Origin of the sequence: Brevundimonas bacteroides DSM 4726, assembly GCF_000701445.1 — a bacterium.
GTDB lineage: Bacteria > Pseudomonadota > Alphaproteobacteria > Caulobacterales > Caulobacteraceae > Brevundimonas > Brevundimonas bacteroides.
Window position 1 is genome coordinate 62568 of sequence record NZ_JNIX01000002.1, and the last position, 22804, is coordinate 85371.

A 22804-nucleotide genomic window follows, 5' to 3' on the forward strand; every position below is an offset into this window, starting at 1 on the left:
GGCGAGACCTCGACAGGGTTGCGGCTCAGCTTCGTTGCGCGCGCCACTGTTCGCGCGACTGGCCCCAGCGGTCGACGGGGAAGGTCTCGAAAGGCGGGGGCAGGACGGCGGGGCCGAGGTTGGTCGAGCCGAGCGCCCGAGCCAGGTTCTGGGAGCCCGTGTTGTCCGGATCGATGCAGTGGATGACCTCGGTCCAGCCGAGCACATCGAAGGCGTAGTCGATGGCGGCGGTCGCGGCCTCGATCCCGTAGCCCTTGCCTTGCGCGTCAGGGTGCAGGCCCCAGCCGACCTCGGTTCCGGGCCAGCCGAGCGGCGTCCACGGGCCGATGCGGCCCAGCCACAGGCCGGATTGGCGATCGATGACCGAGAACATGGCCACGCCCGACAGCGCCCAGGCCCCGGCCATGCCCATGAAACCGCGCCAGGCGGCCTCGGCCGGCTGGGGGCCGCCGACGAAGCGCGAGGTGGGGTGGGCCATGAACTCGGCCCAGCGCGGGAAGTCCTCGCTGGCCGTGGGGCGCAGGATCAGGCGGTCGGTGTGCAGTGTGGGGCCGGGGGCGGTCGTCACAGGGGGTACTCGCGTTCGAGGTCGTAGTGGCTGCCGTCGTCGGTCAGGACGCTGGAATACAGGCCGAAGCGGTCGACGCGGATCGGCGGGCTGTGCAGCAGGTTGTGGTTGGTGATCCAGGCGCCCACGCGGGCGGGGTCGGTCTGGGTCTTGAGATAGGCAAGGGTGACGTGAGGCCGGTAGGCGCGGGGCTCCATCCGAATGCCGGCGCGCTCGGCGGCGGAGCGGCCGCGGCCGGCGAGCACGTTCAGCCGCTCATTGGGTTCGACGCCGGCCCAGATCGCATGGCTGCGATGGGCGTCGCCGAAGGCCCCGACGCCTTTGAGCTCGATGTCGAAGGCGCCGCCGGGGATGCGGGACAGCTCGGCGGCCAGATCGTCGGCGGTGCGTTCGTCGACCTCGCCGTAGAAGGCGAGAGTGACATGGAGCTGCTCGGCCGTGCGCCAGCGCGCGCCCGGCAGCCCGGTCTGGCGGCGCGCGAGCGTCTCGGCGACGTCGAAGGGGATGGCGAGCGCGGTGAACAGCCGGAGCATGGAACGGTCCTAGCCCTCACGGGATTGCGAAGGAAGGCGGGCGGCCCTGCGGCGACCGTTCCCTTGCGTAAAATGCGCGCGGGCACGATATTCCCGACTTCGGACCTGGGACTTTCCCCTGGGCCCCAAATGGAGACGACACTCGCGATGAGCGACTTCAGAAACGGTTACTCGACCCCGGCGCCCGCCTCGGCCGACATGGCCGTGGATGCCGGACTGCGCAGCTTCATGCTGGGCGTCTACAACAAGCTGGCGCTCGGCCTCGCCGTCGCCGGCGTGCTGGCCTACGTCGTCGGCAATGTGCCGGCGGTGCAGCAGTTCTTCTTCGCCCAGACGGCGGATGGCCGCGTCGGCCTGACGGTGCTGGGCATGGTGGTGCAGTTCCTGCCCATCGTCCTGCTGTTCGGCTCGATGTTCTTCATGAAGAACCCGACGGCGCGCGGCGTGAACATGCTGTACTGGGCCGTGGTGGCCTCGATCGGCGCGGGTCTGGGCCTGCTGTTCCTGCGCTATACGGACGCCAGCCTTGCCTCGACCTTCTTCGTGACGGCGGCGGCGTTCGGGGGCCTGTCCCTGGTGGGCTACACCACCAAGAAGGACCTGTCGGGCATGGGCACCTTCCTGATCATGGGCGTGATCGGCCTGATCATCGCCTCGGTGGTGAACATCTTCCTGCAGTCCGGGACCTTCTACCTGATCATCTCGGGCCTGGGCGTGCTGATCTTCGCGGGTCTGATCGCCTATGACACCCAGCGGCTGAAGATGACCTACTATGCTCTGGGCGGCGACCAGGCCGCGCTGGGCGTGGCGACGGGCTTCGGCGCGCTGAGCCTGTTCATCAACTTCGTCAACCTGTTCCAATTCCTGCTGGCCTTCATGGGCAACCGGGAATAGGGCGCGGACGAGCGCTGAAAAGATGGGGCCCCGGTGGAGACGCCGGGGCCTTTTTTTATTCCACCACCTGAAACCGCCGCGCGTCGAACACCCGCAGCACCTGGGCCAGCTCGCGGCCCCGGCGCAGGATCTGGCCGCCTTCGCCGATGACGGCCCACTGGCCCTGGCGGGTCTGGAGCGAGGGGCGTTTTTCGATGCGATAGGCCGGGGCGTCGCCCGAGCGGCGGAAGACGGCGAACTCGGCGGCGTCCTTTCCGCCCAGCATGGCGTAGTCGCGCCACTCGCCTTGCGCCACCATGCGGCCGTAGACCCGCAGGATCTGGTCCATCTCGCGCCGGTCGAAGAAGACCTGGGCGGGGGCACCGGAGGGGGGCAGGGGCTCAAAGCTCATCCTCCTCAATCTAGGCGCATCGGCGGTGAACGCCATCCCGCTGTGACGGGTCGGCAAACCCGCGTTCACGACGTCACGAAAAGGCCCCGTTTCCGTCTTTCGGCGGACAGATGGCGAGCCGACAAGGTCACTGTCGGCCTGACGGAGTTCGGAAGCGTCCCGGATCCTGAACAGCCCCCCCAGCCCCCCTGGATGTCTCCATGAAGGGCTCCGCCGGGCCGACGCTTCCTCCAAAGCGAGACGCCCGCCCGCCCTCCTCCCCCTCCCGGCGCGGCGGGCGTTTTGCTGTCCGGGGCCGAGGTGGCTGGGTCGAGGTGACGGGGCGGCGCGAGGGATGCTAAGGGCCGCGCGCCCTCCCCTCCCGACCGGACGATCCCCATGCCCGCCGCCCCCGCCTTTCCGCCCGCGCCCGACGCCGTCCGTCCGGTCCGGGCGCTGATCTCGCTGTCCGACAAGGCCGGGTTGGAAGAGGCGGCGCGCGCTCTGCATGACGCGGGCGTGGAGCTGGTCTCGACCGGCGGGACGCGGGCGGCGATCGCGGGGTTCGGCCTGCCGGTGAAGGACGTGGCCGACCTGACCGGCTTTCCGGAGATGATGGACGGACGGGTCAAGACCCTGCACCCGGTGGTGCATGGCGGCCTGCTGGGCGTGCGCGACGCGGCCGAGCACAAGGCGGCGATGGAGGCGCACGGCATCGGTCCCATCGATATCGTCTGGATCGACCTCTATCCGTTCGAGTCGACCATTGCGGCCGGCGGCGACTTCGCCTCGGCGGTCGAGAACATCGACATCGGCGGCCCGGCGATGATCCGCTCGGGCGCCAAGAACCACGGCTATGTCGCCGTTGCGGTCGACGCGGCGTCCATCGGCGAGATCGTGGCGGCGGTGAAGGCGGAGGGGGCGACCTCGCTGGCGCTGCGGAAGCGGCTGGCGGCCCGGGCCTTCGCGCGCACGGCGGCCTATGACGCGGCGGTGTCCAGCTGGTTCGCGGAGCAGGTCGAGGACGCGGCCCCGGCGCGCAAGTCGGTCGCGGGATCGCTGGCCCAGACGCTGCGCTATGGCGAGAACCCGCACCAGACGGGGGCCTTCTATCGCACGGGCGAGGCCCGGCCGGGCGTGGCACGGGCCGAGCAGGTCCAGGGCAAGGAGCTGGGCTACAACAACATCGCCGACGCGGACGCGGCCTATGAGCTGGTGGCCGAGTTCGAGGCGCCGGCCTGCGTCATCGTCAAGCACGCCAATCCGTGCGGGGTGGCGGTAGGTCGTGATCTTGCCGACGCCTATCAAAGGGCGCTGGAGTGCGACGCGGTCTCGGCCTTCGGCGGGGTGATCGCGGTCAACCGTGGACTCACGGGCGCGGACGCCCGGGCCATCACCGACATCTTCACCGAGGTGGTCATCGCGCCGGGCGCCGACGAGGAGGCGCGCGCGGTGTTCGCGGCCAAGAAGAACCTGCGCCTGCTGCTGACCGACGGCCTGCCCGATCCTCTGGCGGCGGGCGAGGTGTTCCGATCGGTGGCCGGCGGCTTCCTGGTGCAGTCGAGGGACGTCAGCCGCATCCAGCCCGAGGACCTCAAGATCGTCACACGCCGCCAGCCGACGCCGCAGGAAGTGGAGGACATGCTGTTCGCCTTCACCGTGGCCAAGCACGTCAAGTCCAACGCCATCGTCTACGCCAAGGACGGCCAGACGGCGGGCATCGGGGCGGGGCAGATGAACCGCAGGGACTCGGCCCGCATCGCCGCGATCCGGGCGCGGGAGGCGGGCGAGGCCAAGGGGCTGGCGCATTCGCTGGCGCAGGGGTCGGCTTGCGCGTCCGAAGCCTTCTTCCCCTTCGCCGACGGGCTGATCGAGGCGGCGCAGGCGGGGGCGACGGCGATCATCCAGCCGGGCGGTTCGATCCGCGACGAGGAGGTCATCGCGGCGGCGGACGAGCTGAACCTGGCGATGGCGTTCACGGGCGTGCGGGTGTTCCGGCACTAACCGGTGAACTTTGCGGCCTTCGCCAATGCGCGGGACTGCGAAAGGGTTTCATCACAGCGAGCACAGCGAAGACACAACGGACACGACGATACCGAGCTGTAGCCCGGTCGACGATCGGTCCCGTCGAGATCGGCGTCACGTTCAAGTTGGGCGGCGAAGCCGCCTTTGCTTTGTCCGCGCTATCTCGGATGAGCGGTCGGCGACATCGATATCCGCTCGGTCCCGCTGTGTCCGTTGTGTCTTCGCTGTGCTCGCTGTGATGAACCCCGTCGTCCCGCCACGCGACTGCCGCCGACCAGCAGGCTAGACCGTCAGCATCCCCGTCCGTTCGACCTCGACGGGCCCGGTCATGAGGACGTGGCCGGTGGCTTCGTCCCAGTGGATTTCCAGCTCTCCGCCGTCGACGATGACGGTGGCTCTGCGGCCCGTCAGGCCCCGGCGGGCGCAGGCGACGAGGGCGGCGCAGGCGCCCGTTCCACACGCTTTCGTCAGGCCCGCGCCGCGTTCCCAGACGCGCAGGCGGATGCGGTCGGGGGCGAGCACGTGGGCGAAGCCGACGTTGACGCCCTCGGGGAACAGGGGGTGGTGCTCGATCAGGGAGCCGGAGCCGGTGACGAAGGCGTCGTCCAGCCGGTCGGTGAAGAAGACCACGTGCGGATTGCCCATGGAGACGGCGCCGGGCGTGTGCAGCACCGGGGCGTCGATGGGTCCGATCTGAAGCTCGATGCCCCGGGTGTCCATCTCTTCGGCGAGCGGGATCTCGGTCGAGTCCAGCCGGGGGGGACCCATGTCGACGGTGATGCGGTTCGGGCCGGCGCGGCGGGCGACGGTCGGGCCTCCGAGCGTGTCGATCGTGACGCTGTCGGCGCCGTTGGCCTCCATCAGCATCCAGCCGACGCAGCGCAGGGCGTTTCCGCAGGTCTGGACCGCGCCGCCGTCGGCGTTCCAGACGCGCATGAAGGCGCCGCCAGACTCTGACGGCTCGATGGCGATCAGCTGGTCGAAGCCCTGGCCGGTCTGGCGGTCCGACAGGGCGCGCACCTGATCGGCGTCCGGCGTGAAGGGGCGCGCCAGCGCGTCGACCACGACGAAGTCGTTGCCGCAGCCGTTCATCTTGACGAAGGGACGCCCGCTCATGCGCGGCATATAGGCTTGGGCGGTTCCGAACGCGAGCGACGCGCGTTATGCCCGGTCATGGCCGCCACGGACGCTTCCAACGACAAACCCGGCCTGAGGCTGAGAGCGCGGCTGCGGGCGCTGTATCACGGGCAGTCGCAGACGGCGGTGCGGTTCCGGATCGGGGTTCTGGTCGTCGACCTGCTGATCGTCGCCTTCTTCATCGCTGCGCCCCTGCTGCGCGACAAGCCGCTGGCCTTCTACGTGATCGACTACGTGATCGCGGCGATACTGGCGGCCGATCTGGCGGCGCGGGCGTGGTGTTACTCGGACCTCAAGGACTGGCTGAAGAAGCCCATCGTCTGGGTCGATCTGTTCATCCTGGCGACCCTGCTGTTCCCGGCCTGGCTGTTCAACCTCGGCTTCCTGCGGGTGCTGAGGCTGTGGACCCTGATCAACTCCGAATTCTTCTGGCGCACCATCGGGCGGCGTTATGACGACACCCAGGTGGAGGAGGTGACCAAGGCCCTGGCGGCGCTGGTGACCTTCGTCTTCGTGGCGACGGGCTTTGTCTACAGCGCCTTTCTGGGCCGAACCGAGGGGTTGGTGGGATGGATCGACGCCCTCTACTTCACGGTGACCAGCCTGACGACGACCGGCTACGGAGACATCCTGCTGCCCGGCGCCTGGGGACGCATCGTCTCCATCATTATCATGCTGACCGGGGTGACCCTGTTCGTGCGACTGGGCCAGGCGCTGCTGAGGCCGCACAAAGTCCGCTATCCGTGTGAACGTTGCGGACTGCAGGTGCACGATCCGGACGCCGTGCATTGCAAGGCGTGCGGCAACATCCTGTGCATCCCGGACGAGGGGCGTTAGCGCCGCATGAAGCCGCCGATCAGGTCAGCGAGACCGCCGCCGTCAGCGCTGGGAAGCTGACCGCCGGGGGTCAGGCGGTCCACGGCCTCGGGCAGGAGGCCGGCGAGCGTCTCGGACGCCTGCTCCGGAGAGATACCCAGACGCGCGGCGAAGTCGGCGATGGGTCCGGAGCCCAGAACCTGAGCGATCTGTTCCGGGCTGATGTTGGCGTTGACCCCCGTGCCGATCCACGACTGAACCGTGTCGGCGAGACCCGCGCCGCCGAAGCGTTCGGCCAGACCGGCGACGCCGCCCTGGCTTTGCAGCAGGTCGCCCAGACCGCCGGCCGCCTGATCGCCCAGGCCGTTCAGCACGCTGTCCATCAGTCCCATAATCGCCTCCTCGCGTCTCGGGCGAGCATGATCTGCCAAGGTGACGCTGTCATGTCGCAAGGTGGTGAACACGAAAAAGCCCGCCGGGGCGCGGCGGGCTTCTGGCAGGCGTCAGACGCTTGGCCCGGCCTAGTTGCGGGCGTCCTCGGCGGCGCCCGAGACGGCTGAGCCGGCGGCCTGGACGTCGCGGCCGACGCCGGCGACGGTATTGCAGGCCGAGACCGCGAGCGCGGCGGCGATCAGGGACAGGGTGACGATCTTCTTCATGGTGAAAACCTCCATATGGCGAAGCTTGCCTAACGCCACGCTTGTGTCCCGGTTCCATCGGGCTGTCCATCGCCAATCCACGACCTGATCTGCTAGGGCGACGGCATGACCCAGAGCCGCACCCAACCCACAGGCACTGCCGCCCGCCGCATCGTCGAGACCCTGGCCATCAACGGGGTGACGCGGGTGTTCTGCGTGCCGGGCGAAAGCTATCTGGCGGTGCTGGACGCGCTGGTCGATCATCCGGAGATCGAGGTGGTGACCTGCCGGCATGAGGCAGGGGCCGCCAATATGGCCGAGGCCTACGGCAAGCTCACGGGACGGCCCGGCGTCTGCATGGTCACGCGCGGGCCGGGCGCGACGCACGCCTCCATCGGGGTGCATACCGCGCATCAGGATTCGACGCCGATGATCCTGTTCGTTGGCCAGATCGCGCTGGCGGACCGGGGGCGCGGGGCGTTCCAGGAGGTCGACTACCGCGAGGTGTTCGGCGGCCTCGCCAAATGGGCCACCGAGATCGAGAGCCCGGAACGGACGGTCGAGATCGTGGAGCGGGCCTTCTCGACCGCCTTGCAGGGGCGGATGGGGCCGGTGGTCATCGCCCTGCCGGAAGACATCCTGCATGAGCAGGGCGGGCCGGAGCCTGTGCGGGCGGTCGAGCCGGCCAGGGCGGGGCTGGACGCGGCGTTTCTGAGCGCGCTGGGCGAGCGGCTGGCGCAGGCCGAACGGCCGTTGCTGGTGCTGGGCGGGTCAGGCTGGACCGATGAGGCGGCCGCGGCGATTGGCGACTGGTCCGAGCGGCTGGGCCTGCCGGTGGCGCTGTCGTTTCGGAGGAAGGACATCCTGTCGAATGCGCGAACGAACTATGCTGGCGACCTGGGGCTGGGGTGCAATCCGGAGCTGATGAAGCGGGCGAGGGGCGCCGACCTGCTGATCGCCGTGGGCGCGCGGCTGGGGGAGAACCCGACGCAGGGCTATACCCTTTTCGACCGGGCGCACACGGCCGAGCGGCTGGTGCACATCCATCCGGGACCGGAGGAGCTGGGGCGGGTCTGGCCGACGCTGATGAGCGCGTGTTCCGACAACAGCCGGGCGGCCGAGGCGCTGGCGACGCTGGAGCCGGGTCGGACCTGGCACGATCAGGCGAAGGCCGCGCACGATCACTATCAGGCCTTCTCGACGCCGGTGCCCGTGACCGGTGCGGTCAACATGGCCGAGTGCATGGCGCATCTGGGCGAGGCCCTGCGGGCCGACGCCATCGTGACCAACGGCGCGGGGAACTTCGCGGCCTGGCTGCACCGCTTCTATCGGCATCGGGCGTGCCGGACGCAGCTGGCGCCGACGTCGGGGGCGATGGGTTACGGCTATCCGGCGGCGATCGCGGCCAAGTCGATCCACCCTGAGAGGGAGGTGATCTGCGTCGCGGGCGACGGCGACTTCCTGATGACGGGGCAGGAGCTGGCCACCGCAGTCCAGCACGGGATCAACGTCGTGGTCATCGTGGTGGACAACGGGACCTATGGCACCATCCGCATGCATCAGGAGGGGCACTATCCCGGGCGCGTCGTCGCGACGGACCTGAGGAACCCGGACTTCGTCGCCTATGCGAAGGCGTTCGGAGCCTTCGGCGTTCGGTGCGAGCGGACCGAGGACTTTCCGGCGGCGCTTAGGGCGGCGCGGGAGGCGGCGGGGCCAGGCGGGGTTCCCGCGCTGGTGCACCTGATCACCTCGGCCGAGGACATCGCGCCGAACCGCACGATCAGCGACCTGAGGGCCGGGTGATCACTCCGCGTCGGCGACGGCGCGGATGATGCTGGACGATGAGGGCCGGCCCGCGAGGCTCTGGCTGGGATTGACGACGACCCGCAGGTCACCGCGCTGGAAGCTGACCGAGGCGCGGCTGCCCTCGACGAAGGTGATGCTGCGCAGGTCCCCCAGCTGGGTGCGGAAGGTCGGGGACCGGGCCATGCGGATGACGGCGTCAGTCGTCACGACCAGAGCGTCGACCATCAGGGCTTCGGATTGTTCACCGGTCAGGTTGATGACGACGAGGCGGCCCAGAGCCTGGCTGACCAGGCTGCCGCGCTGGTTCATCAGGCTGAACAACCGGATGGGGCCGAGGGTCGGCAGCGTCAGGGCTTCGGCGCCACCGGTCAGGGATGCGGGGGAACCGTTCGGGCTGCGGACCGTGTAGAGGGTCATTCCCCCGCCGTGAGCGAAACGCAGCACCTGAGAGCCCGCGTCGTTGCGGTAGATGACGTCCCCACGCGGGGCGGGCGTCGGCCGCAGCACCCAGGTCTCGGTCCGGCGCTCGAAGCGGAATAGAGGCAGGGCCCCGGTGCCGTCGAAGATGAAGGCTTCGCCGCCTTCGGACTGGTAGCGCCCGGAGGGGGGATGACCCGGCCGCGAGGGGCGGACCGCGAGATTGCGGCTCTGCTCGGCCTGGGCGTTGCCGCGAACCTGGGCCTCCGATGCTTTTGCGACAGCAACCCCGCCCAGGACGACAGTCGCGGCGACGGCGAACGCCATCGCCGTCGGGAGCGGCGTTCTCGCCCTCACGACCTTGAGCCCTGAAATCATGGCCGAAACCGTTGCGACCTTGACGGGGCGGATTTTGGGCAGACGGCTCGTCAGCCGACGAGATATTGACCGCCGTTCAGCGACAGGGTGCAGCCTGTGACATATCCGGCACGCTCGCCGGCCAGCCAGGACACCATGTCGGCGATCTCTTCGCCCTTGCCGAGGCGACCCACAGGGATCTGGGCGACGATCGAATCCAGCACCTTCTGGTCCATGGCGCCGACCATCTCGGTGTCGATATAGCCCGGCGCGATGCAGTTGACGGTGACGCCCTTGCGCGCGTTCTCAAGCGCCAGGGCCTTGGTGAAGCCAATCATCCCGGCCTTGGCGGCGGAATAGTTGGCCTGGCCGATCTGACCCTTCTGGCCGTTGATCGAGGAGATGTTGACGATGCGACCGAAGCCCCGGTCGCGCATGCCGTTGATGACCTGGCGTGTCATGTTGAACACGCTGTCCATGTTCACGCGGATGACGTCGGACCACTGGTCGTGGCTCATCTTGTGGAAGAAGCCGTCGCGGGTGATGCCGGCGTTGTTCACCAGGGTGTCGATGGGCCCCAAAGCCGCCTCGACCTCGGCGACCGCGCGCTGACAGTCCTCAAAGGATCCGACGTTGCCCTTGACCACCATAACGCCCAGCTCCCGGGCCGTGGCTTCGGCGGCCTCGGTGTTGCCGGAATAGCCGGCGGCAACGGACATGCCGTCTTCCTTCAGCCGCTGGACGATCGCCTTGCCGATCCCTCGGGTGCCCCCGGTCACGAATGCCACGCGCGCCATGATCGTTTCCCTGTCCCTGACGACCCTCTGGAGCGGGGCCTGTTCAATGCGAGGTGTAGCGGCACGCGGCCGGGATGTCTCCACCCCGTCGCCTGAGAGGGTGATCAGGGCTGCTGGGGCGAGACCGTGCGGCCGAGGTCGATAGCCAGGCTGCGCCACACCTGGATGGGGTCGTCCAGCTGGGCCGCGCCGCCGCCTTCGTTGAGCAGCACGTCATACTGGGCGACTGCCTGGCCGGGACCGGTCGAACCGTCCTCGGGCGCGGCGTAGAAGGCCTTCACGAAGCGCCGCTCGCCGTTCCAGCGGCCGATCACGGCCTCATTGGCCTGGGGGCCAGTGAAGGCGGCGGTGAACTGCACGTCCGGGCAGGCCCCGTTGGTGCAGGAGAACAGCGTCAGCACCCAGCGCAACGGGCCGTCGTCGACCCGCAGATAGATGCGATCGCCCGACGTCTGCGGCTCCGATACTGTCAGACCGGCCGCCGTCAGACGCCCGGTGATCTCCGCGACAGGCAAGCCGGTCCAGCGACCGGCAGGCGCAGCGGCCGTGGTCTCCTGAGCCAAGGCGGCGGGGGCCGTTGCGCTCAAGGCGATCAGGGTGGCGGCGATCAGGGCGGTCGGCTTCATGGTGGGCTTCCAGGCCATCGGTCGCATCAATCTAGCGCCGATTGCGGCGAAGCGGCGACCGGGGAATCGACCGTCTCCGTCGAGGCGTGCTCCAGCCACTGCGCGCCTTGCATTTCGTTCAGTCGCGACACCGTCCGCTGGAACTCAAACGCGCCATCTCCCGCAGGATACAGCGTCTCGGGAGCTCCGGCGGCGAAGCCCACCAAGCGTCGGCGCGCTTCGTAAAGGGTGTCGATCAAGGTCACGAACCGGTTTGCCGCCTGGCGACGGTCTGGCGTCAACACGGGAATGTCGTCGATGAACAGCGTATGGAAGCGCGCGGCGATGGCCAGATAGTCCCGCGATCCCAGAGGCCGGTCGCAGAGATCCGCGAACGTCGCCCGCGCCAGCCCTCCGGCCGTTCGCTGGATCGTCACGGTGCGACCGAGGATGTGCAGCGTCGCAGGGCATTCCGGCATCTCGCCCCTCAGATCCTCCCACAGCATCTCGAAGCCCGTGCGCCGGGCCTCGCCGTCGCCGTTGTACCAGACGCGGGACGCCCGCATCCGGTCCAGCCGCCAGTCGCGCGCGCCCTTCAGCTCGATCACCTCGCACCGCTCCACGATGCGGTCGATGAAGGGGACGAACAGGGGTCGATTGATCCCGTCCTTGTAGAGCAGGTCCGGGGCGCGGTTTGAGGTGATGCAGACCACGACCTTTCGCTCGAACAGGGCGTCGAACAGCCGACCCAGGATCATGGCGTCAGCGATGTCGGTCACCTGCAGCTCATCGAAGCACAAGAGCCGCGCTTCCGACGCGATCAGGCTCGCTACGGGCTCGATGGGGTCATCGCCCTTGTGGGTGCCGAACACCGCCTGTCGGGCGCGCTTATCGCCCTCGCGCCACTGCCGGATCAGGTCGTGAACGCGGGCCATGAAGGCGTGGAAGTGGGCACGGGTCTTTCGCGTCTCGGGCGCGCAGGCGAAGAACAGGTCCATCAGGATGGACTTGCCCCGTCCCGGCGGCCCCCACAGGTACAGGCCCCGCACCTGTGGGACGCCGCCGAACAGGCCTCGCTTGCCGAGGTCCTTCTCCAGCCGCGCCAGGGCGTCGACGGCCTGCTTCTGCGCCGGATCGGCCGTCAGACGCCCGTCCTTGATGCGTTTGTCGTAGGCGGCGCGCGTGCGGGATCCCATGGTGCCCGGGCTTAGCGAGGCCTTTCGTCGGAGGAAAGCGGTTGCTTCGCACACGCGAAGGCATAAATGCGAAACCACGGAAGTTCGCTTCCGCACTCCCAACCCGCGCTCAAGTAGCGAGCGACCGCGTCGCAAGCGTTAGCGCACCAAAGGACTCCTATGGCCTACAACGTCGCCATCGTGGGCGCGACCGGCAACGTCGGACGCGAAATGCTGACCATCCTCGAGGAACTGGAGTTCCCCGTGGCCGAGATGCACGCCGTGGCGTCGCGCAAGTCCAAGGGCGTCGAGGTCGCCTGGAAGGACAAGACCATCAAGTGCGAAGTCATCGACAGCTTCGACTGGTCGAAAGTCGACATCGTCCTGATGTCGGCGGGCGGCGACGTGAGCCGCGAATGGTCCGAGAAGATCGGCAAGGCCGGCCCCATCGTCATCGACAACTCCTCGGCGTTCCGGAAGGACCCCGACGTCCCCCTGATCGTGCCCGAGGTGAACCCGGACGCCATCAAGGATGCCCGCAAGAAGAACATCATCGCCAACCCCAACTGCTCGACCGCCCAGCTGGTGGTGGCGCTCAAGCCCTTGCATGACGCGGCCAGGATCAAGCGCGCTGTCGTCTCGACCTACCAGTCCGTCTCGGGCGCCGGGAAGGAAGGGATGGACGAGCTGTGGAACCAGACCAAGGCCATCTACGGCCTGGGCGACGCCAGCCCGAAGAAATTCCCCAAGCAGATCGCCTTTAACGTCATTCCCTTCATCGGCTCGTTCCGCGACGACGGCTACACCGACGAAGAGGCCAAGATGTGGGACGAGACCCACAAGATGCTGGACCCGTCGATCCAGCTGACGGTCACCTGCGTGCGCGTGCCGGTCTTCGTCGGCCACTCCGAGGCCGTGACGGTGGAGTTCGACAGGCCGATCACCCCCGACGAGGCTCGCGCCATCCTGCGCGAGGCGCCCGGCGTGCTGGTCATCGATAAGCAGGAACACGACGGCTACATCACCCCGGTCGACGCGGCCGGAGAGCACGCCGTCTATGTCAGCCGCATCCGCAAGGATCACACCGTCGAGAACGGCCTTAGTCTGTGGGTCGTGTCGGACAATCTGAGGAAGGGCGCGGCGCTGAACGCGGTCCAGATCGCGCAGTTGCTGGACGAGACAGGGACCATCAAGCCCCGCAGCGGCTATCGGTCGATCGCGGTCTGACAACCGGTCCGATCCTGCCATGAGCACCCCAGCGCCGACCCGCGCGGCCTTCCTGTCGGCGCTGGGCTGTTACACCCTGTGGGGCTTCATGCCCCTGCTGTTCATCGCTCAGGGCGCGATCGGCTTCACGGCCATCGAAATCCTGGGGCATCGCGCGGTCTGGTCGGTGCTGTTCGCGGCCGGGCTGGTTCTGCTGGCCGGGCAGTGGCCAAGGGTCCGCGAGGCCCTGGCCAATCCCCGCACTCTGGGATGGCTCGCGCTGGCGACCGTGCTGATCGCCCTGAACTGGGGCGTCTACGTCTGGGCCGCGACCCATCAGGCGACGCTGGAGGCCAGTCTCGGCTACTACATCAATCCCCTGCTCAACATGGTAGTCGGGCTCTGGCTGTTTCGGGAAAGGATTGACCGGATCGGGTGGGCCGCGATCGGACTGGCGGCCATAGGCGTCCTGTTCCAGGCGCTGGCGCTGGGCCGCCCGCCGTGGATCAGCCTGTTCCTGGCCTTCAGCTTCGGCGCCTATGGCATCATCAAGAAGCGGGTGCCGGTCGAGGCCCAGACCGGTCTGTTCATCGAGTGCCTGATGCTCGTACCGTTCGGTGTTGTCTACGTCGTCTGGCTACAGATGACCGGGGCCGGGCACGGTTTCGACAACGTGACGAACCTGTTCTGGGCGGTGCTGAACGGGCCCTGGACGGTCGTGCCGTTGGCGCTGTTCGCCTTCGCGGCCCGACGGATGCCCCTGTCGACGCTCGGTTTCATCCAGTTCCTGGCCCCGACCCTTCAGTTCTGCGTGGGGGTGGCGACCGGCGAGGCCCTGACGCCCCTGCGGATCGTATCGTTCGTCTTCATCTGGCTGGGCGTGGGCGTCTTCGCCGTCAGCAGCCTGCTGCGCGCCAGGGCCGCCCGCCGCGCTGCGGAAGACGCCGCGATGCCAGCCTAGAGCGCGCCGTAGAGCGCCCCGATCAACCGTTGCGCCCGGGGATCGCCGATCAGATAGGGCGACTGCCGCGTCATGGCATAGGCGGCCGACAGCCGTTTCGCCCCATCCGCGAAGGCGCAGCTGCCGCCCCAGCCGCAGTGACCCACGGCGTCGGGATTGGGCCCGAAGATGTCGAGCCCGGCGTTCCTCGTGAACCCCGCCCCCCAGCTCATGACGAAGGGCAACACCTTGTCCTGACCGGCCACCCGCTCCCGCGTGGCCTCGGCGACTACCGTCGGCGACAGCAGGCGCCTCCCCTCCAGCATCCCGTCGTTGGCGATGACGCCCAGGATGCGCGCCAGATCCTTCGCCGTGCCGTGAAGATTGGCCGAGGGGATCTCGATGGATCGCCACTCCGCCGATCCGCGCCCCCCCGGGGCAGAGCCCTTGTCTAGGAAGGCGGCTTTCTTGATGGCGTCGATCGTGCCCAGGTCGGTGGCCTTGGCGGGTTTTCGCAAGCTGGCCACCCGGCCGTGCTCGGCCTGGGGCAGGCCAATCCACAGGTCCAGCCCGAACGGCCGGGCGAAGTCCTCCGCCAGCGCCAGGCCCATGGTCCGGCCGTCGGCCAGCCGGAACACCTCATTGGCCAGATAGCCGACGGTGATCGGATGATAGCCCGAGCCGGTCCCCAGCGGCCACATCGGCGCCTGCGCCGCCAGCCGGTCCAGCACCGCCTGCCGGTCGAACCAGATCGACGGATCGGCGGGATCGGAAAATCCCGGCAAACCAGCCTGATGCGACAGCAACTGGGCCACCGTCACCCGGTCCTTGCCGTTCGCGCCGAAGGCCGGCCACAGCGCCGCGATCGTCTCGTCATAGGCCAGCTTGCCGCGCTCGACCGCCGCCGCCATAAGAATGGCCATCACCGCCTTGCCGGTCGAGAACACCGGCACCAGGGTCCGCTCATCCATCGGCACGGTCCCGGCGGCGTCGGCGTGGCCGGCCCAGATGTCGATGACCGCCTCGCCTTCGACCACGGCCGAGAAGCGCGCGCCCTGTTCATTCAGCCCGTCGGGCGCGTCGACGAAGTTGGCGGCGAAGGCGTCCTTCACGGCGGCGAAGCGATCCGGACAGACGCCGGAAATCTCGGGCAGGGTTGTCATGCGCCCTCCCTAGCCCCGGTTTGCGACGCCCGCCACTCCAGCGCCGCGCGGCCCGCCACGACGCCCGACGCCAGACTGGCCTGGAGCAGATAGCCGCCCGTCGGCGCTTCCCAGTCGATCATCTCTCCGGCCACGAAGACTCCGGGCCGTGACCGCAGCATCAACGATGGATTGAGACTCTCGAACCGGACCCCGCCGGCCGAAGAGATGGCCCGCTCCAGCCCCTGGATGCCGGTCAGTCTCAGCCGCACCGCCTTGATCCGCTTGGCCAGCTTCTCGAGGTTGCCCGGAACCTCGCCGATCTCGCGCAGCATGGTGACCGCGACCGGCGACAGGCCGCCTGCCTTCCTCAGATGGTTGGTCAGGCTGTCCTTGCCACGCGGCCTCGCCAGCCGCTCGGCAAGCACCGCCTCGCTCAGATCGGGCCTCAGATCGACCGTCATCACCGCGCTCCCGTCGCGCGCAATGGCCTCCCGCAATGCCGCCGACAGGGCATAGACCGCCCCGCCTTCAACACCGTAGCGCGTCACGACCAGCTCACCGCGCACCGAGCGACCCTCGAAGCTGAGGACGGCGGGTTTAAGAACGGCTCCAGCGAACCGTTCGACCAGCACCGGCGACCAGGCCACGTCGAACCCGGCGTTGGCCGGGACCAGCGACGCGACCTCTGTCCCTACCGCCTCCAGCCAGGGCCTCCACGCCCCGTCCGAGCCCAGCCGGGGCCAGCTCGCTCCGCCCAAAGCCAGAACGGTCGCCGCCCACCCCTCGCGCCGTTCGCCGTCAAGCGTTTCGAACACCAGATTATCGCCGTCCCAGCCGGTCCAGCGCGACCGCGTACGCACCTCGACCCCCAGCTCGGCCAGCCGCGCCAGCCAGGCCCGCAGCAGCGGCGAGGCCTTCATGGCCTTGGGGAACACCCGCCCGGACGATCCGACGAAGGTGGACTGGCCCAGCCCCTCGGCCCAGACGATCAGATCGGCCTGAGAAAAAGCCTCCAGCCAGGGCGCGACGGCCTCGGCTCGCGTGCCATAGCGCCGGACAAACGCCTCGATCGGCTCGGAATGCGTAAGGTTCAGCCCGCCGCGCCCCGCCATCAGGAACTTGCGCCCGACCGACGGCATCCGGTCGTGAACCACGACACGCGCCCCACCCGTCGCCAAGGTCTCTGCGGCCATCAGACCGGCCGGGCCAGCGCCGATGACGTGGACGGGATCAGGAGGATTCATCCCCGCCCCTTAGCCGCTCCGGCCTTGCGGCGGAACGCCGGGCGCGCGCATACGCTGATGCCCCATGAGCGTCGCCTTCACCCGCGAGGAGGACCTGGAGGCCACGGCCGCCGATCTTCCTGACCGCCCGATCTCGCCCCATCCCAACCTCGTCACCCCGGACGGGCTTGCGGCCATCGAGGCAGCGCTCGCCGAGGCGCGCGCGGCCTACGCAGCGGCCCAAGCCCGGGGCTCGATCGAGGCCGACCGCACGGCGATGGCGAGGGCCACGCGCGATCTGCGCTACTGGTCCGCCCGTCGGGCGTCCGCACAACTGGTCGATTTGCCGGCGGACAGGCGCGTCCGCTTCGGTGGCTCGGTGACCATCGAACGCGAGGACGGCCGCACCCAGAGGTGGCGCATCGTCGGCGAGGACCAGGCCGATCCGGCGAGCGGCTCGGTCAGCCATGTTTCGCCGCTGGCTCGGGCCCTGATCGGCAAGCAGGTGGGCGATGAGGCTCTCGTGGCCGGCCAGGCCGTGGTGATCACGGCTGTCGATGATTGATTCTCAGGCGGCCGCGACCTGAGGCAGTCCCGCCGCCCGATCCAGCCGGGCGTCCGTCAGCTCGGCGCCCGCCAGACTGGCGCCCGTCAGGTCAGCCCCGGACAGATCCACGCCCGTCATCACCGCGCTGGTGAAATCCGTGCGGCGAAGCTCGGCATATCGCAGACGCGCACCCGAGAGATTGGCCGGGATCGACCGGCCGGGCCCGAGAGGCAGCGGGGTGAGATCGGCGGCGGTCAGATCAGCCTTGGTCATGAGCGCCCCGCCCATCCGCGCGCCGCGCAGATCCGCCTGAGACAGCCGCGCGCCACGCAGGTCGGCGTTTTCGAAATTGGCCCCCTGAAGCGCGAGGCCGCGCAGGTCCAAGCCGGCGAGACAGGCCCCCTTGGCGCTCATGGCCGAGAGCTTCAGCCCCTTCAGGCGATCGCCGAGCGGGCGCAGATCCTCGCCGTCGAAGATGGCCGCGCCGCCCAGCGCGCCGCCGCTCTCGACCCAGGCATTGGCGTCCAGCGCCATCTGGAACAGCTCTTCAGCGCGCGCGATGGCGGCAGCGTCCGGATCGCGGATACAGCCCGTGGTGTCGGTGCGGTCGAGCTTGGCCGTGTCCATTGCGACACCGCTTAGAATGGCCCCGCACAGCCGCGCCCCGGTGAGGTTGGCCCCTGCGACGGCCGCACCGTCCATCTGTGCGCCGGACAGGTCTGCGTCCTTGAGATTGGCGCCGCTGAGATTGGCGCCGCGGAGGGAACAGTCGGTGAAGTCGGCCTTCATCGCGCTCATGCCGTCGAACCGCGAACCGTCCAGCGTCGCGCCGGAGAAGCGGGCTCCGTCGGCCTGGCCACCCCGGGTCTCGTGCCGGGCCGCGGTGAGGCCCTTGGTCTCGTGCGGCACTGCGATGACGCCTTCGCGGAAGTCGGCCTGTGTCAGGTCGGCTTCGGACAGGTCGGCACCCTGCAGGCAGGTCCCTCGGATATCGGCCCGAACCAGTCGCGCCCGGGTCAGATCGGCGCCGCGCAGGTCGCAACCAAAGAGCACGGCCCGCTCCAGCCGCGCCCCGGCCATATTGCACGCCTGCAGGACCGAGCCCGAGAAGTCGGCGTCGTCTAGAATTCGGTGGGCCATGCTGACGCCGGTCAGGTCGACGAACTTGAGCGACAGCTTGCGCCCGCCGGGCCTGCCGGAGACGAATCGTTCGTGGGCGGCGGCGAACAGGTCGAAGTCGCCCTGACCGAGGCGGCGGCGGTTGATCGTCATGCGTACGCCCCCTCCGGTTCGAGGCCACGGACACCAGTCAGGGTCGCCTCGGCGAACTCGGCGTTTCGGGCCTGAACGCCGTGCAGCACGGCTCGTGTGAGGTCGGCGCGGACCAGGATCGCCCGGCGGATGTCGGCGCCCGACAGGTCGGCGGCCCGCAGCCCGGCCCCGGTGAGATCAGCAGGCAGCAGACGCTCGGGTCCGAGCATCAGCGGCCCCAGCTGGGCCTCACGCAGATCGGCACCGTTCAGCCGGGCACCGACCAGACGGGCACCCCGCAGGTCGGCGCGGCGCAGATTGGTCGAGCGCAGATCGGCACCCTCCAGATGGGCACCCTGAAGCTGCACGCCCTCCATGTTCAGGCCGTAGAAGACTGCGCGTTTGGCCGAGAGAGCGGTCAGATTCAGGCCGGTGATGGAGCCCAGAGCGCGAAGATCGACGTCGTCGAACACTGAGGGCTGGCCCTCGGCCCCGCCGGTCTCGCACCAGACGGCGTGCTCATGCAGCATGTCGGCGGCGGGCAGCTTGGCGACCGGGGAGCCGGATGAGCGGGTGTCGGTCAGGGCGCCTTCGAGGTTCGCTCCGTCGGTGCGCCACATGGCCGAGGTCACCCCCACCAGCACCGCGTCCCGCAGATCCGCTCCGGTCAGGTCGGCCCCTGACAGGTCGGCACCGGCAAGGTCGGCACCACGGAAGGCGGCACCTTTGAGATTGGCCCGGACCAGCTTGCAGTCTTTCATGATCGCGTCGGAGAAGTCGGCGGACTGGGCCGCGATGCCCGACAGACGCGACCTCTGCAGATTGGCACCCACGAGCGATGCGCCCTGGGCCTCCGTCGGACTGCGGTTCTGGGCCTCGACGATACGGAAACCAACCGACTTGTCGGCGGCGGCGATGGCCCCTTCCCTCAGATCGGCTTCGAACATGTCGGCGCCCGACAGATCCGCGCCGCGCAGGCAGGCCCCGCGCAGATCGGCCCGGCGCAGCGAGGCGTCGACCAGGATCGCATCCTGCATGTCGGCCCCGAAGAAGGCCGCGTTGTCGAGCCGGGCGCCCGTCAGGTCCGCTCCGATAAGGCAGGCGGCGGAAAAGTCGGCGTCGGCGAGGTTGCGGCCCTTCAGATTGAGGCCCGACAGGTCCATCCAGGCGAAGACGGCGCGCGCGCCGCCCGGGCGCGCCTGCCACAGCCGGTCGTGCCGCGCGCAGATGGCGTCGAGCTCCTGCTGGCTGATGCGGCGCCGGACGACGCCTTCCTGGACCGCTGACATGGTCCCATCATGGGACAGCGTCGCTTAAGGAAGGTTTTCGGAAACCCTGATTCCTAACGCTGTTCAGCTCGTCAGCAGGCCCTGCTCGGCCAGGGCGTCGGCGAGTTCGCCCGGTCCGGTCCAGAGACGGGTGTAGCCCGCCTCCCCCAGCCGCTTGAGCTCGGTGACAAGGTCGGCGCGGGGGCTGGCGGCGAAGCGGGCGTCGAAACCCTGGCCGTCCTCGCTGATGCGGACCATGGGGCGGCCCGTCTCGTGACGGTGCAGGAAGCCCTCCGAGAGCACGGCGGCCTGTTCGCCCATCAGACCGGTCTCGACTTCGACCCCCGCCTGACGCAGGCGCTCGGCGCCCCGGCCGGCGGCGAACGGCGAGGGATCCAGGGCGGCCACGACGACGCGCGCGACCCCGGCTTCGGCCAGGAAATGGGCGCAGGAGGCGCGGCCCGACGACCGCGCGCCGCAGGGCTCGAGGGTGACGTAGGCGGTCGCGCCGCGCGCGGCCTCGCCGGCGGCGGGGACCGCCTGTTCTTCGGCGTGGGGGCGGCCCCCGGGGGCGGTGGCGGCCTCGGCGATCACCTGTCCGTCCTTGACCAGCACGCAGCCCACCGCCGGATTGGGCCAGGTCTCGCCCATGCGGGCCAGCGCCAGATCGATGGCGCGGGCCATGAAGCGGGCGTCCTCGGCGCTCATGCGGCCTCAGGCAGGGGCTGGGCGCGACCGGCGTCCAGATAGCGGGCGGCGGTCGGCTTGAGGCTGGCGTCCAGGTCGATCTCCAGCGGATTGCCGGTCGGAATCTCGACGCCGACGATCCGGTCGTCGGGCACGTCGAACAGGTGCTTGACGATGGCGCGCAGCGAGTTGCCGTGAGCGGCGATCAGGACGTCATCTCCTGCGGCCAGACGCGGCGCGATCTCGGCGTTCCAGTAGGGCAGGACGCGGTCGAGCGTGGTCTTCAGGCTCTCGGTGTCGGGGATCGCTTGCCCAGCGTAGCGGGGGTCGCCCTCGAAGTCCCATTCCGATCCGGGCTCCAGCGGCGGCGGCGGAATGTCGTAGCTGCGTCGCCAGACCTTGACCTGGTCCTCGCCGTGCTTCCGGGCCGTCTCGGCCTTGTCCAGCCCCGTCAGGCCGCCGTAGTGGCGCTCGTTCAGTCGCCAGTCCTCGATCACAGGCACGCCGGCCAGGCCCGCCGACTGGAGCGCGAGAGCCCCCGTGCGTTTCGCCCTCGTCAGAACCGAGGTGAACATCACCGCCGGACGAAAGCCCGCTTCGGCGATCAGTTCTCCCGCGCGCCGCGCCTGGGCCTCGCCCTCGGCGGTCAGGTCGACGTCGACCCAGCCGGTGAAGCGGTTCTCCAGGTTCCACTGGCTCTGGCCATGACGCAGCAGGATCAGGCGGGGCATGGGGTCTCCGAAAAACTGAGGCATTCGGGGTAGGCGCGGGCCATCCGGGGGTCAAGCCGGGAGCCAGCCCCGCCCAGCGGCGTTGTTGTGGCCTTCCGACCCCCCGTCTATACCGCGCCGGGTCTTCCCAAGGCCCGCCGCAGAGGAACGCCCGCATGCTGAAGCCCCGCCAGGACCTGGTCCCGAACACCTTCGAGTACGAGACCATTCCGCTGGTGAAGCCGACGGGGTTCCGCGAATACGACGCGCGCTGGATCCTGGAGAAGGAGATCAACCTGCTGGGCATCCAGGCGCTGGGTCTGGCCGTCGCCACCTTTTCCCATGAGCAGGGCGTCCAGCCCCGCATCGTCGTGGGTCACGACTTCCGCTCCTATTCCTCGACGGTGAAGCACGCCCTGACCATCGGCCTGATGGAGGGCGGCATGGAGGTGCTGGACGTGGGTCTGGCGCTCTCGCCTATGGCCTATTTCGGCCAGTTGGCGCTGGAAGCCCCCTGTGTGGCCATGGTCACGGCCAGCCACAACGAGAACGGCTGGACCGGCGTGAAGATGGGCACCAACCCGCCTGTCACCTTCGGCCCCGACGAGATCGGGCGGCTGAAGGAGATCGTGCTGTCGGGAACGGGTGTGCCGCGTCCGGGCGGCCGCATCGAGCGGGTCGAGGGCTTCCGCGAGCAATATCTTCAGGAGGTCGTGGGCGACATCAAGCTCAGCCGGCCGCTGAAGGTGGTCTGCGCCACCGGCAACGGCACGGCCGGGGCCTTCGCGCCCGAGGCCCTGCGCCGCATGGGCGCCGAGGTGATCGAGATGGACGCGGACCTCGACTGGAGCTTCCCCAAATACAACCCCAACCCCGAAGACCACGCCATGCTGGTCCAGATGGCCGAGAAGGTGCGCGAGACGGGGGCCGACCTCGCTTTGGGCTTCGACGGCGACGGCGACCGCTGTGGGGTGGTGGACGACACCGGCGAAGAGATCTTCGCCGACAAGATCGGGCTGCTGCTGGCGCGCGACCTGTCGGCGCTGCATCCCAACGCGACCTTCGTGGTCGATGTGAAGTCGACCGGCCTCTACAAGACCGACGAAGTGCTGGCGGCCAATGGGGCGACGACAGTCTACTGGAAGACCGGCCACAGCTACATCAAGCGCAAGACCGCCGAGCTGGGCGCGCTGGCGGGCTTCGAGAAGTCCGGCCACTTCTTCCTCGCGGACCCGATCGGGCGCGGATACGACGACGGCATCGTGGCGGCCGCAGCCGTCTTGCAGATGCTGGATCGCAATCCCGGCAAGCGCCTGTCTGAACTGAAGCGGGCGCTTCCCGACGCCTGGACCAGCTTGACCATGTCGCCGCATTGCGACGACGAGCTGAAGTACGATGTGCTGGCCAAAGTCGTGGCGGAGTACGAGAAGCTCGGCGCGGAAGGCGGCTCGATTCTGGGGCGCAAGATCGTCGAGGTCATCACCGTCAACGGCGCTCGCGTGCATCTGGACGACGGGTCCTGGGTACTGGTCCGCGCCTCGTCCAACAAGCCGGAGCTGGTCGTGGTGGTCGAGAGCATGCGCTCGGAAGACGACATGCGCGCCCTGTTCCGCGAGGAGGTGAAGCCGCGCCTGGCCCGCCATCCCGAGGTCGGCGCCTACAATCAGGAAATCTGACGCCGTCAGGTAG

At 69.0% G+C, this 22804-nt stretch carries 24 protein-coding genes; 8 read left to right on the forward strand and 16 right to left on the reverse strand.

What is annotated here, in order from left to right:
- Positions 1-25: 25 nt before the first annotated feature.
- Together Q333_RS0100835 and thpR are read right to left on the reverse strand one after the other, a co-directional pair.
- On the reverse strand, positions 26-568 hold the full coding sequence (locus Q333_RS0100835; RefSeq protein WP_029414849.1) for a GNAT family N-acetyltransferase: 543 nt from the start codon (positions 566-568) through the stop codon (positions 26-28).
- On the reverse strand, positions 565-1101 hold the full coding sequence (thpR, locus tag Q333_RS0100840; protein WP_029414850.1) for an RNA 2',3'-cyclic phosphodiesterase: 537 nt from the start codon (positions 1099-1101) through the stop codon (positions 565-567). The genes Q333_RS0100835 and thpR overlap by 4 nt, the downstream gene beginning before the upstream one ends.
- Before the next feature lie 147 nt (positions 1102-1248).
- On the opposite strand from thpR, the gene Q333_RS0100845 reads away from it, so the two are divergent.
- On the forward strand, positions 1249-1995 hold the full coding sequence (locus Q333_RS0100845) for a Bax inhibitor-1/YccA family protein (protein ID WP_029414851.1): 747 nt from the start codon (positions 1249-1251) through the stop codon (positions 1993-1995).
- A 55-nt stretch (positions 1996-2050) separates the two neighbouring features.
- Here Q333_RS0100845 and Q333_RS0100850 read toward each other — a convergent pair whose 3' ends face one another.
- Positions 2051-2386: a DUF2794 domain-containing protein gene (locus tag Q333_RS0100850; protein WP_029414852.1), complete on the reverse strand. Its 336-nt coding sequence runs from the start codon at positions 2384-2386 to the stop codon at positions 2051-2053.
- Positions 2387-2764: 378 nt separating this feature from the next.
- On the opposite strand from Q333_RS0100850, the gene purH reads away from it, so the two are divergent.
- Positions 2765-4369, forward strand: coding sequence for a bifunctional phosphoribosylaminoimidazolecarboxamide formyltransferase/IMP cyclohydrolase (gene purH, locus Q333_RS0100855; RefSeq protein WP_029414853.1), 1605 nt, complete (start codon positions 2765-2767; stop codon positions 4367-4369).
- Between the two features lie 303 nt (positions 4370-4672).
- Here the strand turns inward: purH and dapF are convergent, their stop codons facing one another.
- A complete protein-coding gene (gene dapF / locus Q333_RS0100860; protein ID WP_407059706.1) occupies positions 4673-5506 on the reverse strand; it encodes a diaminopimelate epimerase in 834 nt (277 codons plus the stop codon).
- Positions 5507-5563: 57 nt separating this feature from the next.
- Here dapF and Q333_RS0100865 point away from each other — a divergent pair, with 57 nt between their 5' ends.
- Positions 5564-6364 carry a potassium channel family protein gene (locus tag Q333_RS0100865; RefSeq protein ID WP_029414855.1) on the forward strand — a complete coding sequence of 267 codons (801 nt, stop codon included), beginning with the start codon at positions 5564-5566 and terminating at the stop codon, positions 6362-6364.
- On the opposite strand, the gene Q333_RS0100870 is transcribed toward Q333_RS0100865, so the two are convergent.
- Both Q333_RS0100870 and Q333_RS0100875 read right to left on the reverse strand, forming a co-directional pair.
- Positions 6361-6735 carry a YidB family protein gene (locus Q333_RS0100870; RefSeq protein WP_029414856.1) on the reverse strand — a complete coding sequence of 125 codons (375 nt, stop codon included), beginning with the start codon at positions 6733-6735 and terminating at the stop codon, positions 6361-6363. The genes Q333_RS0100865 and Q333_RS0100870 overlap by 4 nt on opposite strands.
- 129 nt (positions 6736-6864) lie before the next feature.
- On the reverse strand, positions 6865-7002 hold the full coding sequence (locus Q333_RS0100875; RefSeq protein WP_029414857.1) for an entericidin A/B family lipoprotein: 138 nt from the start codon (positions 7000-7002) through the stop codon (positions 6865-6867).
- A 105-nt stretch (positions 7003-7107) separates the two neighbouring features.
- Here Q333_RS0100875 and Q333_RS0100880 point away from each other — a divergent pair, with 105 nt between their 5' ends.
- Complete coding sequence (locus Q333_RS0100880; RefSeq protein ID WP_029414858.1) at positions 7108-8784, forward strand: thiamine pyrophosphate-binding protein; 1677 nt, start codon at positions 7108-7110, stop codon at positions 8782-8784.
- On the opposite strand, the gene Q333_RS0100885 is transcribed toward Q333_RS0100880, so the two are convergent.
- From Q333_RS0100885 to zapE, 4 genes are all read right to left on the reverse strand, one after another.
- On the reverse strand, positions 8785-9531 hold the full coding sequence (locus tag Q333_RS0100885) for a DUF4908 domain-containing protein (RefSeq protein ID WP_162175561.1): 747 nt from the start codon (positions 9529-9531) through the stop codon (positions 8785-8787).
- A 101-nt stretch (positions 9532-9632) separates the two neighbouring features.
- Positions 9633-10358 carry an acetoacetyl-CoA reductase gene (gene phbB / locus Q333_RS0100890; RefSeq protein ID WP_029414860.1) on the reverse strand — a complete coding sequence of 242 codons (726 nt, stop codon included), beginning with the start codon at positions 10356-10358 and terminating at the stop codon, positions 9633-9635.
- Between the two features lie 104 nt (positions 10359-10462).
- Positions 10463-11002 (reverse strand): YbjN domain-containing protein, encoded by a 540-nt coding sequence (locus Q333_RS0100895; protein ID WP_029414861.1) that lies wholly within the window; start codon positions 11000-11002, stop codon positions 10463-10465.
- 8 nt (positions 11003-11010) lie between these two features.
- Complete coding sequence (gene zapE, locus Q333_RS0100900) at positions 11011-12159, reverse strand: cell division protein ZapE (protein WP_051651022.1); 1149 nt, start codon at positions 12157-12159, stop codon at positions 11011-11013.
- Positions 12160-12318: 159 nt separating this feature from the next.
- Between zapE and Q333_RS0100905 the strand changes: the two genes are divergently transcribed.
- Positions 12319-13365 carry an aspartate-semialdehyde dehydrogenase gene (locus Q333_RS0100905; protein ID WP_029414863.1) on the forward strand — a complete coding sequence of 349 codons (1047 nt, stop codon included), beginning with the start codon at positions 12319-12321 and terminating at the stop codon, positions 13363-13365.
- Between the two features lie 19 nt (positions 13366-13384).
- The gene (gene rarD, locus Q333_RS0100910; protein WP_035293463.1) at positions 13385-14305 is read left to right on the forward strand and encodes an EamA family transporter RarD; all 921 of its coding nucleotides are present in this window, start codon (positions 13385-13387) and stop codon (positions 14303-14305) included.
- On the opposite strand, the gene Q333_RS0100915 is transcribed toward rarD, so the two are convergent.
- Together Q333_RS0100915 and Q333_RS0100920 are read right to left on the reverse strand one after the other, a co-directional pair.
- Entirely contained in the window at positions 14302-15447 is a 1146-nt protein-coding gene (locus Q333_RS0100915) for a serine hydrolase domain-containing protein (RefSeq protein WP_029414865.1), read from the reverse strand. The genes rarD and Q333_RS0100915 overlap by 4 nt on opposite strands.
- Positions 15444-16673, reverse strand: a complete 1230-nt coding sequence (locus tag Q333_RS0100920) for a BaiN/RdsA family NAD(P)/FAD-dependent oxidoreductase (RefSeq protein ID WP_029414866.1) — start codon at positions 16671-16673, stop codon at positions 15444-15446. The genes Q333_RS0100915 and Q333_RS0100920 overlap by 4 nt, the downstream gene beginning before the upstream one ends.
- A gap of 64 nt (positions 16674-16737) precedes the next feature.
- On the opposite strand from Q333_RS0100920, the gene greA reads away from it, so the two are divergent.
- Positions 16738-17217: a transcription elongation factor GreA gene (greA, locus tag Q333_RS0100925; RefSeq protein ID WP_029414867.1), complete on the forward strand. Its 480-nt coding sequence runs from the start codon at positions 16738-16740 to the stop codon at positions 17215-17217.
- Positions 17218-17220: 3 nt separating this feature from the next.
- Here greA and Q333_RS0100930 read toward each other — a convergent pair whose 3' ends face one another.
- From Q333_RS0100930 to gpmA, 4 genes are all read right to left on the reverse strand, one after another.
- Complete coding sequence (locus tag Q333_RS0100930) at positions 17221-18471, reverse strand: pentapeptide repeat-containing protein (RefSeq protein WP_029414868.1); 1251 nt, start codon at positions 18469-18471, stop codon at positions 17221-17223.
- The gene (locus Q333_RS0100935) at positions 18468-19739 is read right to left on the reverse strand and encodes a pentapeptide repeat-containing protein (protein ID WP_029414869.1); all 1272 of its coding nucleotides are present in this window, start codon (positions 19737-19739) and stop codon (positions 18468-18470) included. The genes Q333_RS0100930 and Q333_RS0100935 overlap by 4 nt, the downstream gene beginning before the upstream one ends.
- A gap of 63 nt (positions 19740-19802) precedes the next feature.
- Complete coding sequence (gene ribD / locus Q333_RS0100940) at positions 19803-20426, reverse strand: bifunctional diaminohydroxyphosphoribosylaminopyrimidine deaminase/5-amino-6-(5-phosphoribosylamino)uracil reductase RibD (RefSeq protein ID WP_029414870.1); 624 nt, start codon at positions 20424-20426, stop codon at positions 19803-19805.
- A complete protein-coding gene (gene gpmA / locus Q333_RS0100945; RefSeq protein ID WP_029414871.1) occupies positions 20423-21136 on the reverse strand; it encodes a 2,3-diphosphoglycerate-dependent phosphoglycerate mutase in 714 nt (237 codons plus the stop codon). Before gpmA ends, ribD begins: the two co-directional genes overlap by 4 nt.
- 155 nt (positions 21137-21291) lie before the next feature.
- On the opposite strand from gpmA, the gene Q333_RS0100950 reads away from it, so the two are divergent.
- Positions 21292-22791, forward strand: coding sequence for a phosphomannomutase/phosphoglucomutase (locus tag Q333_RS0100950; RefSeq protein ID WP_029414872.1), 1500 nt, complete (start codon positions 21292-21294; stop codon positions 22789-22791).
- The last annotated feature ends 13 nt before the right edge of the window (positions 22792-22804 follow it).